The sequence below is a fragment of the Prevotella sp. OH937_COT-195 genome, assembly GCF_003932845.1.
Taxonomy (GTDB): Bacteria; Bacteroidota; Bacteroidia; order Bacteroidales; family Bacteroidaceae; genus Prevotella.
Window position 1 is genome coordinate 185,243 of record NZ_RQZH01000002.1, and the last position, 15,700, is coordinate 200,942.

At 46.9% G+C, this 15,700-nt stretch carries 13 protein-coding genes; 8 read left to right on the forward strand and 5 right to left on the reverse strand.

All coding sequences use genetic code 11. The annotated features are described in order from the left end of the window. Window positions 1-95: 95 nt before the first annotated feature. The 6 genes from EII32_RS01865 to EII32_RS01890 all read left to right on the forward strand — a co-directional run bounded on the left by EII32_RS01865 (window position 96) and on the right by EII32_RS01890 (window position 9,513). Window positions 96-1,304 (forward strand): DegT/DnrJ/EryC1/StrS family aminotransferase, encoded by a 1,209-nt coding sequence (locus tag EII32_RS01865; protein WP_125233758.1) that lies wholly within the window; start codon window positions 96-98, stop codon window positions 1,302-1,304. Continuing rightward, window positions 1,301-1,888, forward strand: a complete 588-nt coding sequence (locus EII32_RS01870) for a sugar transferase (protein ID WP_125233759.1) — start codon at window positions 1,301-1,303, stop codon at window positions 1,886-1,888. Before EII32_RS01865 ends, EII32_RS01870 begins: the two co-directional genes overlap by 4 nt. 50 nt (window positions 1,889-1,938) lie before the next feature. Then, window positions 1,939-3,867, forward strand: a complete 1,929-nt coding sequence (locus tag EII32_RS01875; RefSeq protein ID WP_125233760.1) for a polysaccharide biosynthesis protein — start codon at window positions 1,939-1,941, stop codon at window positions 3,865-3,867. 92 nt (window positions 3,868-3,959) lie between these two features. After that, window positions 3,960-4,289, forward strand: coding sequence for a hypothetical protein (locus EII32_RS01880; protein WP_125233761.1), 330 nt, complete (start codon window positions 3,960-3,962; stop codon window positions 4,287-4,289). Between the two features lie 99 nt (window positions 4,290-4,388). Beyond that, entirely contained in the window at window positions 4,389-8,081 is a 3,693-nt protein-coding gene (locus EII32_RS01885) for a DUF4922 domain-containing protein (protein ID WP_125233762.1), read from the forward strand. 115 nt (window positions 8,082-8,196) lie between these two features. Further along, a complete protein-coding gene (locus tag EII32_RS01890; RefSeq protein WP_125233763.1) occupies window positions 8,197-9,513 on the forward strand; it encodes an MFS transporter in 1,317 nt (438 codons plus the stop codon). Between the two features lie 76 nt (window positions 9,514-9,589). On the opposite strand, the gene EII32_RS01895 is transcribed toward EII32_RS01890, so the two are convergent. Both EII32_RS01895 and EII32_RS01900 read right to left on the reverse strand, forming a co-directional pair. Continuing rightward, complete coding sequence (locus EII32_RS01895; RefSeq protein WP_125233764.1) at window positions 9,590-10,498, reverse strand: carbon-nitrogen hydrolase; 909 nt, start codon at window positions 10,496-10,498, stop codon at window positions 9,590-9,592. A 37-nt stretch (window positions 10,499-10,535) separates the two neighbouring features. Then, a complete protein-coding gene (locus EII32_RS01900) occupies window positions 10,536-11,603 on the reverse strand; it encodes an agmatine deiminase family protein (RefSeq protein ID WP_125233765.1) in 1,068 nt (355 codons plus the stop codon). Between the two features lie 282 nt (window positions 11,604-11,885). Here EII32_RS01900 and EII32_RS01905 point away from each other — a divergent pair, with 282 nt between their 5' ends. Then, complete coding sequence (locus EII32_RS01905; RefSeq protein WP_125233766.1) at window positions 11,886-12,689, forward strand: Nif3-like dinuclear metal center hexameric protein; 804 nt, start codon at window positions 11,886-11,888, stop codon at window positions 12,687-12,689. 167 nt (window positions 12,690-12,856) lie between these two features. Then, window positions 12,857-13,696 carry a zinc ribbon domain-containing protein gene (locus tag EII32_RS01910; RefSeq protein ID WP_125233767.1) on the forward strand — a complete coding sequence of 280 codons (840 nt, stop codon included), beginning with the start codon at window positions 12,857-12,859 and terminating at the stop codon, window positions 13,694-13,696. Between the two features lie 246 nt (window positions 13,697-13,942). On the opposite strand, the gene EII32_RS01915 is transcribed toward EII32_RS01910, so the two are convergent. From EII32_RS01915 to EII32_RS01920, 3 genes are all read right to left on the reverse strand, one after another. After that, window positions 13,943-14,893: a bile acid:sodium symporter family protein gene (locus EII32_RS01915; protein ID WP_125233768.1), complete on the reverse strand. Its 951-nt coding sequence runs from the start codon at window positions 14,891-14,893 to the stop codon at window positions 13,943-13,945. 109 nt (window positions 14,894-15,002) lie between these two features. Next, on the reverse strand, window positions 15,003-15,167 hold the full coding sequence (locus tag EII32_RS12025; protein ID WP_158611104.1) for a hypothetical protein: 165 nt from the start codon (window positions 15,165-15,167) through the stop codon (window positions 15,003-15,005). An 83-nt stretch (window positions 15,168-15,250) separates the two neighbouring features. Further along, window positions 15,251-15,700, reverse strand: coding sequence for a type I restriction enzyme HsdR N-terminal domain-containing protein (locus EII32_RS01920; protein WP_125233769.1), 450 nt, complete (start codon window positions 15,698-15,700; stop codon window positions 15,251-15,253).

Below are 15,700 nucleotides of genomic sequence, written 5' to 3' on the forward strand. Positions count from 1 at the left end.
TTTCACTTTGCACATAGAATAAAAACAAGATAAACGAAGCAATAAAAAATACTTTTGCATGTTATTACTAATAATAAGTAATGTGTTCAATAAAGATGAAAAATACGATTAAAATACCATTCTCCCCACCGGATATTACAGAAAAGGAAGCCGATGAGGTGCGCGATGCGTTGCTCTCGGGATGGATAACCACAGGACCGCGCACAAAGCAACTCGAACAGGAGATTGCTGCCTATTGTGGTGTTGACAAGGCTGTTTGTCTAAACTCGGCAACGGCATGCCTTGAGTCGATACTGCGAGTACTGGGCGTCGGCGAGGGAGATGAAGTGATCACTTCTGCATATACATATACCGCATCGGCAAGTGTGGTGTGTCATGTCGGTGCAAGACTCGTGCTTGTTGACACCATGCCCGGATCGTTTGAGATGGATTATGACAAAGTTGCCGATGCTATAAACGAGCGTACAAAGATCATAATACCGGTTGATCTCGGAGGCGTGCCGTGCGACTATGACAGACTTACGGCTATAGTCGAGAGTAAGAAACAATGTTTCTCGCCGCGCAACGGTATTCAGAAGGCATTCGGTCGTGTAGTGATAGTCGCCGATGCTGCACACGCATTCGGTGCTACATGGCACGGGAAGAAAGTTGGGGCGGTTGCAGATTTTACGTCATTCAGTTTTCATGCTGTAAAGAATTTTACCACGGCAGAAGGCGGGGCACTGACATGGAAAAACATGGAATATATAGATAATGATGCGCTATACCATGAGTTTCAATTGCTTTCGTTGCACGGACAGAGCAAAGACGCGTTCGCAAAGACGCAACTTGGAGCATGGGAATACGACATTGTTTCACCGGCATATAAGTGTAATATGACCGATATAATGGCGGCAATAGGATTGGTGCAGATGAAAAGATATCAAACCCTTCTGGCACGCCGCCGACAACTAATAGAGATATATGACAATTCTCTGAAAGAATGCAAAGTTTCTGTCCTAAACCATTACAACGATTTGTATCAATCATCGGGACATCTTTATCTTGTACGACTTTCAGGCAAAGATGATTGTTTCAGGAATGGACTGATAGCCGGTATGGCGGAGCGTGGTATAGCCTGCAATGTGCACTACAAGCCGCTGCCGATGATGACTGCATATAAGGCACTTGGATTCTGCATTGACGATTTCCCAAATTCTTATCGGCAGTTCGAGAATGAGGTTACTTTGCCTCTACACACACTTCTTACCGATGAGCAGGTTGATTTTATTTTGAGTAATTTCAAAGAAATATTGTGCCAATGATACGTTTCCTCGATATAGTATTTTCGGCATTAGGATTGTTGGCACTATCACCTCTGTTTCTTGTCGTATATGTAATAATAAGGATAGAAAGCAAGGGTGCTGGTTTCTACAGTCAGAAACGTGTAGGAAAAAATGGCGTACTGTTCTCAATATATAAGTTCCGCTCTATGAGGATCGATGCAGACAAGCATGGACTCATTACCGTGGGGGGATGCGATCCGAGAATAACACGCACAGGTTACTACATACGCAAATATAAGATTGACGAACTGCCACAGTTGTGGAACGTATTAATAGGGGACATGAGTCTCGTAGGACCTCGTCCGGAAGTACAGAAATATGTTGACTTGTATTCTGATGAACAACGAAAGGTTCTGAGTGTGCGCCCCGGTATTACCGACTATGCATCTATCGAATATGCTGACGAGAATACCTTGCTTGGCAATTCTGACGACCCTGATCGCACATACGTCGAGATTGTGATGCCGGCAAAGATAGAACTTAACATGAGATATATAAATAATAAATCTCTGAAAGAATACTTCAAGATTATATTTCTTACAATGGCTAAAATTGTAGGATAAATATAATAAAACATAATAAAACATCAGTTCCTGCGTATATATATATCAGAATGAAGAAGTTTTTGGAGAAAATCTCCCACTGGTATTTCACGAAAGATGCACTGCCATATTGGTGCGTTTTTGCTTTTGATTGTTTCGTGGTAGTGGCAAGTGGACTGGTGTGTCATACGCTTATCTGGGGTGCGACTGTTACTGCTAATGAGTTTTTGCCGTTGTTAGGAACACTGCTGTTTTATCTCGTGTTTTACATAATAGGTTTCAGAATATTTCACACTTATTCGGGAGTGATGAGATATACATCGTTTACCGACATTCACCGCATTGCTCTCGCAAATCTTATTGGCGTTTTTGTCATAGGTTTTATGAGACAAGTGTTCAAATATGACATCTATTTCGTGCAGATAAGAATGCGCGAATTGGCAATGACGTTTGTGCTTGCCACCACCGTGATGTGGACTGCACGAATGATAGTGAAATACATGTACGAGTTCTATAAGCAGGATCAAGATGCCCGCGGCGTGTTTATTTATGGCGTGAAGACGGGAGGTGTCAGCATTGCACGCTCACTTTTGACAGATACGGATATGTCATACAAGTTGAAGGGATTTGTCAGTGATGCCAATGACATTGCGGGAAAAATGCTCATGGGCGTGAGAGTTTACCGCAACAACAAAGATCTCTTGAAAATAATGGAGAAAGAAAAAGCAAATGCTTTCTTCGTATCGCCTTTGAAAAAGGACGATTTTATAAAGCAAACGGCATTGGTAGATATGCTGATAGAGAAAGGTATATCTATTTTTATGATGCCTTCCGCACAAGAATGGGATGGCAACAGTGATATTTTTGCATCGCAATTGCACGAGATAGAGATAGAGGATTTGCTGCCGCGCGATGAGATAAACATCGATCTCGATGCCGTGATGAACCTGCTGAAAGGAAAGCGGATAATGGTGACCGGCTCCGCAGGAAGCATCGGAAGCGAGATAGTAAGGCAGATAGCAAAGTTCCACCCGTCGCAACTAATACTTATAGATCAGTCGGAAACACCACAGCACGACATCAGACTGATGTTGAAGAATGATTTTCCGGAGGTAAAGGCGGAGACAATCGTAACAACGATATGCAACCGCGGGCGTATGGAAACGATTTTTAAGCAGTATCGACCAGACTATGTCTTCCACGCGGCGGCATACAAGCATGTTCCGATGATGGAAGACAACCCGTGCGAGAGTGTACAAAACAATATCGACGGAACATGTATCATTGCCGATCTCGCAGTGAAATACGGAGTGAGGAAATTCGTGATGATAAGCACAGACAAAGCCGTAAACCCCACAAATGTGATGGGATGCTCGAAACGAATATGCGAGATTTATGTGCAAAGTCTCGACAGAGCGATAAAAGAAGGATATATAAACGGAGTGACACGGTTTGTCACAACGCGTTTCGGAAACGTACTTGGCTCAAATGGTTCGGTTATCCCAATATTCCGCGAACAGATAAGGAACGGAGGTCCCGTAACCGTAACACACCCCGAGATACTGCGATACTTCATGCTAATAACAGAGGCTTGCAAACTGGTTCTTGAGGCAGTGACTATTGGAAAAGGCGGAGAAGTATTCGTATTCGACATGGGAGCTCCCGTGAAAATTGTCGATTTGGCAAAGCGCATGATAAAACTGAGTGGCGCAAAAAACATAGAAATAGAGTTCACCGGACTGCGAGATGGAGAGAAACTCTACGAGGAAGTGCTGAATGACAAAGAAATAACAATCCCAACTTCCAACGAAAAGATAAAGATTGCCAAAGTCAGGGAGTACGATTTCGATACCGTAAAGAAACAAATAGGACAACTCGTCAACGATAGTTACGAGTTCGACAACATGCTAACCGTTCGACAAATGAAGCAGATAGTACCCGAATACAAGAGCAACCACTCGGTATATGAGAGTCTGGACAAAATTTGTTTGGCAACATGAGATATTCATGTGGATTACTTGGATACTCATAATTACATAAAACATTCAATGAAAAATATGGAAGTCCTTTAACCTTTGATATGTATATTACAATGAAAAACTTTCTTTTTTGTTTCGTATTGATTTTTACTTTCATCCCAACTGAAGCAAAGACAACGTATATCCCGACATATATTAATCGTCTTATATTGTTGGAGGAGGGGGGGGGAGACTCGGTGGAGAACATAAGGTCTGCGTTGAATATGCTTTCTTCCGACGGTTCTGTCGGTTTTACCATCGCCCAACAAATAGTTACTAAGGACTTGGTGCGATTGATAAAGCGTGCCAAGTCGGAGTCCGGCTGGGCACTCGTTGCATCTTTGCAGTCTTCGGCATATAATATATTTCGGCAAAAGAACTCTCGGAATATAGAACGACCATAAAGAATGATTAAACGTTTTATGCTGCTATATGGTCAGGTGGCAATAACAAATATTCCGATATTTTGACCGGATGGAATTTAATATTTCATTAAATAACAAATGATACAAAAGATAGATTGTTTCTTGCCGTGCCGTGACATCGGGACGTTGTCTGGAACCATACGCGAACTGCGAGGCAGTAATATAGTGAACAAGATATTTCTCATTATTCCCCGGGGAAGTACCAACGAGATTGCGGTACCCGAAGACTGTGAGACAATAGAAGCAGACAGTATTCTCTCGTCTGCCGCAATACGCAGAATGGGAGAGAGTGCCGAGGCAGATTATTCGTTGCTGGTAACGAAGACCACACCGTTGAAATTCGGGTTGTATTCTCTGCAACGAATGGAAAATGTGGCTCGCGACACAGGTGCGGCGATGGTGTATGGCGACCGTTTTCAGATAGAAGACGGCAGGCAGACGATGCACCCCGTTATTGATTATCAGCAGGGCAGTCTGCGAGATGATTTCGACTTCGGGTCGGCAGTACTCGTGCGAACGGCTTTGTTGCGCTCTTTCGTTGACGAACATTCCGCTTCGGAGTACCTATATGCCGGCTTCTACGAGTTGAGGCTCTACCTGAGCCGCCACGGAGAATTGTTTCATATAGACGAACCGCTATATACCGAGAATGAGGACGACCTGAGGGCGAGCGGCGTAAAGCAGTTCGACTATGTGAACCCTGCAAACAGAAAAGTGCAGATAGAGATGGAGCGTGTAGTTACGGAACATCTTGCTGCCATAGGAGCATTGGTGGATACGAGTGCGTACGGCGTGCCTGATTTCAACGAACAGCCATTCGAGGTGGAGGCTTCGGTAATAATACCGGTGCGAAATCGTGAGAAGACAATATGCGATGCGGTAGACAGTGCGCTCGCACAGAAGACGGATTTCAAGTTTAATGTCATCGTGGTGGATAACCATTCTACCGACCGCACCACCGAACTGCTTGCCGCATATACCGACAAAAGACTGGTACACATTGTTCCGGAACGCACCGACCTTGGCATCGGAGGGTGCTGGAACGTGGCTGTAAACGACTCTCGATGCGGACGTTTCGCCGTACAACTTGACAGCGACGACCTGTATTCGTCGCCCGAAACACTGCAACAGATGGTGGTGGCATTCGCAGAACAGGGCGCGGCAATGGTTGTGGGAAGTTACCGCATGTGCGATTTCGACTTGAACACATTGCCTCCGGGACTTATAAACCACGCGGAATGGACAGACGAGAACGGCCCAAACAATGCCCTGCGCATAAACGGTCTCGGTGCACCGCGCGCTTTCTTCACACCTTTCCTCAGACAAGTGAAACTGCCCAACACCTCTTACGGGGAAGACTATGCAATGGGACTGGCGTTCGGCAGGGTGTATCGCATAGGCAGGATATTCAAAGAACTATACCTTTGCAGGCGATGGGGCGGGAACAGCGACGCGGCATTGTCAACAGAGAAGATAAATTCGAACAACCTGTATAAAGATCGTTTGCGAACAATAGAACTGAAAGCACGGCAGAGACAGAACGAAATAGGAGCGAATAAGAAAAGAGACGGTTCGCTGAGTAGATTTTTCATAAGGCAACTTGACACTTGGGCAGATGCAAAAAAACGATACAAAGACCTGCAACAAGTAAAGACTCGCGAACTCGTAACGGAACGGCTCACCATGAGAGTGCAGTTCAATCCCGCGAGAATGGTTTCTACCGGAGCGAGTATCGACAGTGGCGCGATAAAGGAACGGCCGTGTTTCCTATGCGAAAAGAACCGCCCGGAGGAGCAAATGTCGAAAGATTTCGATTCGCGTTTCGAACTGCTGTTGAATCCTTTCCCGATTCTTCCACACCACTTTACCATACCGTTGCGCTGCCATCAACCGCAGGCTGTAATGGGAAACTACGGTGATATGCACAGAATATTGGAACGATACCCCGACCTTACCGTGTTCTACAACGGTCCGTGCTGTGGCGCATCGGCTCCCGATCACATGCATTTTCAGGCAGGAACGGGTATGGTACTGCCGTTGCAGGCAGAGTGGCAACGGCTGTCAAGGACACTCTCGCCGGTAATAACGATTAATGCGGAAGAGGGAATATGGGTAATCGACGAATATACCGTGCCTGCATTGCTTATCAAGAGCAGGTCTAAGGAAACCGATGATAGATTGTTCCGAAAACTGTATAAGGTAATGCCGATGACAGAGACGGATGTCGAACCGATGATGAACATCGTAAGTTGGCGCATCGGAGACGACCATCTAACGGTGGTTCTGCCGCGAAAGAAACACCGTCCGGAATGCTACGGTGCAGCAGGCGGGTTGCAGATGATGGTAAGCCCGGGGGCACTCGACATGGCAGGGCTTATTATAACACCGCGCAAAGAGGACTTCGAGCGCATTACACCGGCAGTGGCAGAGAGTATTCTGAAAGAGGTTGCCATGAGCGCAGACAATTTTGCTGTGATGGTAGATGCCCTGAAAAAGAGCCATGCGGCATCACGGCAGGACACGAAAATGAAAAAAGAACCAACGGTACAGGTGGGAATTGTGAGCGCGGCGAAAATAGTCTTCTCGCTCAACGGCAAATACACTGCCAAGGGCGAAACGCTCTCCGGAATGCAGGAAGTTGTGTTCTGCGAGGGAGGAATACTGTGGAACGGCGAGCAATACCGCGAACTGGTGTTCAAGCCACAGGAGCAAGATTCGTCGTTCTCGATAAGCAACGTGACAATCGGACTCAGTTTTCATTGGGAACGAAAACAAACACAGACATTCCTCGGCTCGTTGAGATTCGTGGTGGAGGCCGACAAGATATGTGCCATAAACGAACTGCCAGTGGAGAACTACCTCGCAAGTGTAATATCGAGCGAGATGAGTGCGTCGGCATCAACCGAACTGCTCAAGGCACACGCCGTGATTTCGCGCTCGTGGCTGCTTGCACAGATGGAGAGACGTGCCGGAAATGGCGGCGAAAAGGAGGGCTTTTTCTCGTTTGTCAAATCTGACAACGAACTTATTAGATGGTACGACCGCGAGGATCACACCATTTTCGATGTCTGTGCAGACGACCACTGTCAGCGTTATCAGGGCATAACGAATGCCTCACGACCAAATGTTGTGGAGGCGTTGCGTGCCACGAGAGGGCAAGTACTGGCTTACGACGACAAGATTTGCGATGCACGGTTCTCAAAATGCTGCGGTGGGGTGACCGAGGAGTTCCAGTATTGCTGGGAAGATGCTCCCAAACCTTACCTGAGGTCGGTGGCAGACGTGCCGAGGGAAGGTGGCGAAGCGTTCTGCAACACACGCGACAAGAGTATCCTTGCACAGGTACTAAACGACTACGATCGCGAGACAACCGACTTCTATGAGTGGACGGTGGAATACACCGAGGAGCAGTTGCGAGCCATTATCGAGAAGAAACTGAAAGTTAACCTCGGAACCATACACGACCTGCAGCCCCTTGCACGCGGAAAAAGCGGACGTATATGGAGACTTAAAATAGTAGGCGGCAAAGGCTCGTTCATCATAGGCAAGGAACTTGAGATACGACGCGCGTTGAGCGAGACACATCTTCTGAGTTCTAATTTCCACATTGAGAAACATGGCGAGACATTCATCTTGCACGGAAAAGGGTGGGGGCATGGCGTTGGTCTTTGTCAGATAGGTGCGGCAGTAATGGGCGAACGTGGTTGTAATTACGAGGAAATTCTGCTGCATTACTATAAGGATGCCGAAATAAAGAGGCTTTACCGTTGAAAGAATCTTCGGTTTACCGTCTCTCATGCTTAAATAACGATAAGAAAAAATACCTTTTTACGGTATTTATTTTGGATGGTATATAGAAAGAATATTGGAAATAAAGAAGAATTAAATGATTACAGAACGTCTTTGTAATAAGGGTAAACGCTCGACAAAAAGAAATCCGTGGATGTGGGTTCCGATGTTGTATATTGCCGAGGGACTGCCGAATGTCATCGTTATGTCGTTGGCTGCGGTGATGTATATGCAATTGGGAATGAGCGACAGCGAGATAGGGCTTTACACGAGTTGGCTCGGACTGCCGTGGGTTATCAAACCGTTCTGGAGCCCGTTTGTGGATTTGTACAAGACGAAACGGTGGTGGGTGCTGACGATGCAAATGCTGCTCGGCTCCTCGCTTGCCGGAGTCGCTTTCACGCTCAATGCCTCGTTTTGGTTTCAAGGCACAATGTTCTTCTTCTTCCTCATGGCATTCAGCAGTGCCACACACGACATTGCCGCCGACGGATATTACATGCTCGAACTCGATGACCACGACCAAGCGTGGTATGTCGGTATTCGCAACACGTTTTATCGGCTCGCTGTGATATTCGGAAAAGGTCTTCTCGTACCGATAGCCGGCGTGCTTCAATTGTCGTTCCGCGATCAGAAAGCATTCGCTTGGAGTCTTGTTTTCTACGGATTGGCAGGGATTTTCATTGCTTTTTGGCTGTATCACGGTTTCATAATGCCGCGACCGGCAGAAGATAAGCCCGGTAAAACGTCTCCGCGTGAGGTTCTTGCCGGAATAATGAAAATGTTTGTTACGTTCTTTAACAAGTTTCCTCCGCGACAAGTTGTGTTCGCAATGCTTTTTTTCTTGCTCTACCGGTTTCCCGAGGCTATGCTCTCCAAGATGACCGAGACGTTTTTGTTGCGACCAAACTCCGAGGGCGGACTCGGGCTTACACCTGTGGATTACGGATTGGCAAACGGTACTGTCGGATTGATAGGGCTTATTCTCGGAGGTATAATAGGAGGCATGCTTGCCGGACGAGACGGTTTGAAGAAATGGTTCTGGTTCATGGTATGTGCCATAACGTTGCCTGATATTGTCTATGTGTGGATGAGTTTCGCCATGCCTTCAAGTCTTTTCGTTATCAGCAGTTGTCTTTTTGTTGAACAGTTCGGCTACGGTCTCGGTTTCACAGCCCTCACTCTCTACATGCTTTACTACTGCAAGGGCGAGTTCAAGACATCTCACTATGCCATTTGCACAGGCATAACATATCTCGGACTTATGCTTCCGGGCATGGTTTCGGGTTATATAAAAGATGCCGTGGGCTACAATAAGTTTTTCATCATAATAATGGGACTGTGTCTCATCACTTTTATAGTGTCTGCATTTGTCAAGATAGATCCCTCGTTTGGGAAAAAGATAGAGGGCTGATTGTTCCTCCATAAAACGGTTTAAGGTTGCGTGTCGACATTTTAAACACGCAACCTTAAACCGTTTTATGTACGCGCTAATCAATAAACCTACGCGTAATGTCATTGTATTTGTCAATGCGTCTGTCACGCAGGAACGGCCACCAACGGCGCACGTTCTCGCTGCGTTCGAGGTCTATGTCGGCAATAAACGCCTCTTCTTCCGCCTCCGAGGCACGGTGGAGTATTTCGCCTTGCGGTCCGGCAACGAACGAAGCCCCCCAGAATTGTATTCCTTGTTTATCTTTGTTGTCGTCGGTAGTCTCACGGAGCGGGTCTGTCGGCTCAAATCCGACACGGTTCACGGCAATCACGGGGAGTCCGTTGGCAACCGCATGGCCGCGCATCACCGTAGTCCAAGCCTCTCTTTGTCGTTGTTGTTCTGCCTCGGTGTCGTTGGCATCGTAGCCTATTGCCGTCGGATATATCAGTATTTCAGCCCCTTGCAGTGCCATGAGGCGCGCTGCTTCGGGATACCACTGATCCCAGCAAACCAATACCCCGAGCCTTCCCACGCTCGTGTCAATGGGTCGGAAACCGATGTCGCCGGGCGTGAAATAGAATTTCTCGTAGTATGCCGGGTCGTCCGGAATGTGCATCTTACGATATTTCCCTGCGATGCTCCCGTCTTTCTCCATCACCACGGCGGTGTTGTGGTAAAGTCCTGTGGCTCGTTTCTCGAACAGAGACGTTACTATCACAACCCCGAATTGCCGTGCAAGTTCGCCGTAGAAACGTGTCGATTCTCCCGGAATCGGTTCCGCGAGGTCGAATTTCCGCACGTCTTCCGTCTGACAGAAATAAAGCGAGTTATGAAGTTCTTGCAATACAATAAGTTGTGCTCCGCGCTTGGCAAGGTTTTCTATGTCTTCGGCAAGCCTGTCAATATTATGCCGTATGTCTGCCGTGTTATGTTGTTGCAGCATACCGATTTTCAGTTCTTTCATGTCTTTTGTTTTTCTTTTTTCCTTTTGTTTTATTCTTTCAGAATTTCATTTCTTCGGGAAACTGCATCGTACAGCAGTGTATCGAGCCGTGTTGCCGTGTGATGATGCGGCTGTCTATGGGTATAATCTCGCGGTCGGGGAATGCTTTTTGCATCGTTGTCAGTGCTTTCGCATCTTTCTCCGGTTGCCCGTATGTCGGCGCGAGTACCGCTCCGTTTATAACGAGAAAATTGGCGTATGTCGCCGGAAGACGCTCGCCGTCGTGATATATCGGGTCGGGGAAGGGTAGCGGCAGCAGCATGTAAGGCTCTTCTTCAGCGGTTCTCAATCCCTGTAATTGCAATTCCATTTTCTTGAAATCGGTATAATGCTCGTCCGAAGGGTCATCACATCTTATATATAATATGGTATCGCGCGCGCAAGGACGCACTATGGTATCTATGTGTCCGTCGGTATCATCGCCTGCAAGTTGCCCGTGTTCAATCCATATTATCCTGTCGGCGTGCAGCATTTCACGCAGCCTGCGGTCTATCTCGTCGCGTGTCATCGGTTGATTGCGGTTCGGTGCGAGCAGGCACGACGTTGTGGTGAATATCGTTCCGCAGCCGTCGCTTTCTATCGAACCTCCCTCAAGCACGAAATCGAGGTGACTTTCGTAGTTGTATTTTCTTTCAAGTCGTAGCGCGGAAACAGAGTTCAACGCTTTCAGTATTCCTCGATTTATGTCGTTGTCAAGTCCTGCCTCGAACTTTTTCCCCCATCCGTTGAAGCGGAAATCGAGCAGCCGTGCGCTTCCGTCGGCATTGCGCAGTGTAATGAATCCGTGGTCGCGTGCCCATGTGTCGTTGGTAGGGAGTTCCACCACGAACACGTTCTCCATGAGTTCTTTGCCGAGCCTTGCAATCAGTCTTGCTCCTGTCTCTCCTTCGTCCGGCGTTACCACAAGCAGTTTTTCGTGCCGTGCTATCGCTTCCGCCATTTGCAGGTACGTTTCGTTTATTTCTTCAAGGTATGGCAGCCAATCGGTTTCTTTGTGCGGCCATGTCAGCATCACCGCACTTTGCGGCTCCCACTCGGCAGGCAGAATTGCTCCTTTGTCGTTCATCTCGCTCGTCTTTTTTATTCCACAAAGTTACTCATTTGTAAACGAAAATCCAAGAAAAACACCAAAAACGCTGAAAAATACACAATGAAAAGTAGGCGAATGCCGTTTCGATCATGTATTTCATTAACATCCTGCCGAATCATTTTATCCGTATGAAACAACTGAAATCTTGTTTTGAAAATGCAAGATTGGTTAAAAAAAAATAAATGGCAGGAATGTGAGAAGATACATGTCTTCCGTATCATTATTTTTAACTACCTTTGCAATCTAAACTCACAAGACGTGAAAATAATAGAAGTGCTTCGTGCCCTTGAACGTTTCGCGCCTCTGCCCTTGCAGGAAAGTTATGACAATGCAGGTCTGCAAATGGGATTGACGGAGGTGGAAGTATCAGGGGCATTATTGTGTATAGACGTTACCGGGGCGGTGGTGGCGGAGGCTGTCGCTGCGGGTTGTAACCTCATTGTAAGTCATCATCCGCTAATATTCCACCCGTTGCGCCGAATTTCGGGTGCAAACGACGTGCAGAGAGCGGTGATGATGGCGATAAAGAAGGATATTGCCGTGGTTAGCATGCACACCAACATGGACAATGCCCGCGGCGGAGTAAATTTCAAGATGGCGGAAAAGATGGGGTTGCAAAATCCGGTCTTTTTCGGAGAAAGGAAGACCGCCACGGCATACGACGGCACGGAGGTGACCGGAGGCAGCGGAGTGACAGGCTTGCTGCCGGAACCTATGCCTGCCGATGATTTCATAAAGATGCTGAAGTCTAAGTTCGACACAGAGTGCGTGCAAGCCAACCAACTGTTGCGCCGCAAGATAAGTCGTGTGGCAGTGTGCGGAGGTGCCGGCTCGTTCATGCTCGGTGATGCGATAAAGACCGGTGCGGATGCTTTCGTTACGGGCGAAATGCACTATCATGAGTATTTCGGACACGAGCAGGAAATACAGATAGCGGTAATCGGGCATTTCCAAAGCGAACGTTTCACAGACGAAATATTCAAAGAGATTATCGAGAAAGAATGCCCCGGGGTAAAGACGGTGATGAGCAATACATGTACCAACCCGATACTCTATCTGTAAGAAAGAACTAAAAACAGAGACGAAGGTAACGGCAAAGTAAATTATGATAAAAACAAGATACTTGTAATAAGGTCGATTTTCGAATACCGGTTAATAATATTAATGACAGGCCCTCGCCCCTGTTGCGGCCTCCCCCGAGGGGGATAAAGAGGGGGGAACATTGTTTTATGGCAAAGAAAGATCCAACAGATTTGACGGTAGAAGAGAAACTGAAGGCTCTCTATCAATTGCAGACCACGCTCTCATCGATAGACGAGAAGCGTGCCATCAGGGGCGAACTGCCGCTTGAGGTGGAAGAACTTGAGGACGAAATCATCGGTCTCAACACGCGAGTGGAACGCATAGAGGCAGAGATACAGGAGTTTCAAGATGCCATCTCGCAGCGCAATCAGGAAATTGCAGAGGCGGAAATGAGCATCGAACGCTACAAACAACAACTCAACGAGGTGCGCAACAATCGTGAGTATGACACGCTGAGCAAGGAGATTGAGTTCCAAGAATTGGAAGTGCAACTGTGCAATAAGAAAATACGTGAGGCTTTCACAAAAATCGAAGAGAAAAAACAAGAACTCGAGAAGAACGGAGAGATAATAAAAGACCGCAGAATGGCTCTCGAAGAAAAGAAGAACGAACTCGACGAAATAGTGGAAGAAACACGTACCGAGGAAGACAGACTGAGACTGAAAGCAAAGGAATTGGAACAGAAAATAGAGCAACGCCTGCTGACCAGTTTCAAGCGTATTCGCAAAAATGCGCGTAACGGTCTCGGTATTGTATATGTCAACAGAGATGCCTGCGGAGGCTGTTTCAACAAGATACCGCCACAGAGACAACTCGACATCAAGATGCACAAGAAGATTATTGTTTGCGAATATTGCGGACGAATAATGATAGACCCGGAATTGGCTGGAGTGAAAACAGACAAACCGGCAACCGAGGAAAAACCGAAGCGCAAGCGCGCAATACGTCGTACAAAGAAAGCAGAAGATTCTGCCGCAGAGGAATAACCGTAATGATTACGGCGTGCTTGCCGGCGGTTGGTAGCGTTTGCAATATTTGGCAGGCATTCCGAAAGCATCAAATTGAATACCAAAACAGGCGAAATTGAAGAGCAATTTCGCCTGTTTTGGTATTCAATTTCGCCCATTTCTAATTTCGATACGGATTGTTTTGTCAAACTTTCCGGCAAGTATTGCAGGGGCATGTTTATTCGGGAGTCAACCATGCCGATATGTCGCATCGGCATTTATTCTTCATTTCAATTTCCCATTCCTGTATTCCCACAGTTCCAACGAATTGATTATGTTCTGCCAAAGCACATAACATCCGGCACCGATTGATGCCACGGGGTTGAGATACATGTACGCCACCCAAATACTTAGTGCCGTGTTCTTTTGGAACATTGCCTGACCGGAGTTTATTTTCTCGCCAAAATGTCTGCCGATGGTGCGCCCTATGCCGAATTGCACGAAGCAGACGACAAGCGAGAGAACTGCAATCATGACGAGCAGAGTAAGTGAGGCGTCGGAATGTACGATGTTTTTCACGGTGATGCCGGTGGTTATGGCGAGTGACACTCCCCAGAAATAGAAACCGAGATTGGGTTTTGACACTATCCGGCGGTGCAAAGACCGGGCATAGTGGCGTATCATATAACCCAAGGCGAGCGGCAGAACAAGTACGATTGCCAGTTTTTCGAGAATGACGAGGAAAGCGGCAATGAAAGAGATTTGTGCTTCGTGCTCGAGCAGAGGGAACACAACGGGTATCATAAATGCCGAAGCAAGAGAGGAAATCAGCGTGAAGGTGGTCATGGTACTGATGTTACCGCCCAATTTTCCCGTTATTACGGGTGCTGCCGAAGCCGACGGACCGATGATACATGTGAGTACTCCCTCCCACATTATCTTTTGTTCGTCATTGTCGTACACTATGAAAATTATTATCAAATTGAGTGCGACAAGCATAATTTGTGCCACAAGTACCCACAGATGCCAGCGGTGGGGGCGCATCTGATGGAAATCCACTTTGCAGAAAGTGACGAGTAAAGTGAGGAAGACAAAGAACGGGAAGATGATGTCAAACATCCACCCGAACCATTCGGCAGCGGCATCGAGTGCCGGAATATGGCAGAACAGCAGATAGCAAAGCGTTCCCGTTGCTATGGATACGGGCAGCGTCCAGTCTTTTAGAAATTTCAGCATTCCGGATTGCAGGTGGGAATTATTTTTTCAAAGAAATATGTAGTACGGAGTTCTTATTGTATTGTCGCACTATTGTTTTTTACGGCATAACTCATTGGTTATGAGCGGGTCATTCTTCGACCACTTCTTTTAATTCGTAGAAAGGGTTTTGCACGTCTTCGGGAAAATAGGCATTGCCCGCATCGTCAACCCATACGGCAATTCCGCATTGCACCGCGGGGTGGTCTGTGGTAAGGCATACACGTTTCTCCTCGCCGGTTATAATATTCTTCATTATCGCTTTTTTCATGACATTATATTCTCAATCGTTTTTTTAATGTATGTTATCTGTCTTTTTTTCTGATAGTTGCGGTTTGTTCAGAGTTCTGCATAAGCGGGGATTTCCGTAAGGAAACGATAACTGTGTTGTTCGTGATTCATCTTGCAGCAGATGTGCTGCATTCCGTTCGAGACCGTCAGATAATCAACGTGCAGCAGTATGTTGTATGCCGTTATCTGGTTGAAAACGTGTTGTGTGAGCGGTATCGTGGGAGCCTTATACTCCACAATCATTACCGGTTGTGCCTCCTTATTATATATAATGGAGTCGCATCGCAGCCTCTTGCTCCCGATACGGAGTTCCACCTCGTTGGCAATCAATCCGGCGGGATACCCCTTGTGTCCGGCAAGGAAATGCACAAAATGCTGTCGCACCCATTCTTCGGGTGTCAAGGCGACGAATTTGCGCCGCAGAAAATCGAAGATGTGAGGCTTGCCGTCTTTCTCTTTTATTTTTATTTCGTAATCGGGTAGGTTTAGTCGAAACAT

Excerpts from the sequence above, each read along its gene's own strand:
- EII32_RS01865 (WP_125233758.1), top strand. The coding sequence starts at position 96 with ATGAAAAATACGATTAAAATACCATTCTCCCCACCGGATATTACAGAA.
- EII32_RS01870 (WP_125233759.1), top strand. The coding sequence starts at position 1,301 with ATGATACGTTTCCTCGATATAGTATTTTCGGCATTAGGATTGTTGGCA.
- EII32_RS01875 (WP_125233760.1), top strand. The coding sequence starts at position 1,939 with ATGAAGAAGTTTTTGGAGAAAATCTCCCACTGGTATTTCACGAAAGAT.
- EII32_RS01880 (WP_125233761.1), top strand. The coding sequence starts at position 3,960 with ATGAAAAACTTTCTTTTTTGTTTCGTATTGATTTTTACTTTCATCCCA.
- EII32_RS01885 (WP_125233762.1), top strand. The coding sequence starts at position 4,389 with ATGATACAAAAGATAGATTGTTTCTTGCCGTGCCGTGACATCGGGACG.
- EII32_RS01890 (WP_125233763.1), top strand. The coding sequence starts at position 8,197 with ATGATTACAGAACGTCTTTGTAATAAGGGTAAACGCTCGACAAAAAGA.
- EII32_RS01895 (WP_125233764.1), bottom strand. The coding sequence starts at position 10,498 with ATGAAAGAACTGAAAATCGGTATGCTGCAACAACATAACACGGCAGAC.
- EII32_RS01900 (WP_125233765.1), bottom strand. The coding sequence starts at position 11,603 with ATGAACGACAAAGGAGCAATTCTGCCTGCCGAGTGGGAGCCGCAAAGT.
- EII32_RS01910 (WP_125233767.1), top strand. The coding sequence starts at position 12,857 with ATGGCAAAGAAAGATCCAACAGATTTGACGGTAGAAGAGAAACTGAAG.
- EII32_RS01915 (WP_125233768.1), bottom strand. The coding sequence starts at position 14,893 with ATGCTGAAATTTCTAAAAGACTGGACGCTGCCCGTATCCATAGCAACG.
- EII32_RS12025 (WP_158611104.1), bottom strand. The coding sequence starts at position 15,167 with ATGAAGAATATTATAACCGGCGAGGAGAAACGTGTATGCCTTACCACA.
- EII32_RS01920 (WP_125233769.1), bottom strand. The coding sequence starts at position 15,700 with ATGTTTCGACTAAACCTACCCGATTACGAAATAAAAATAAAAGAGAAA.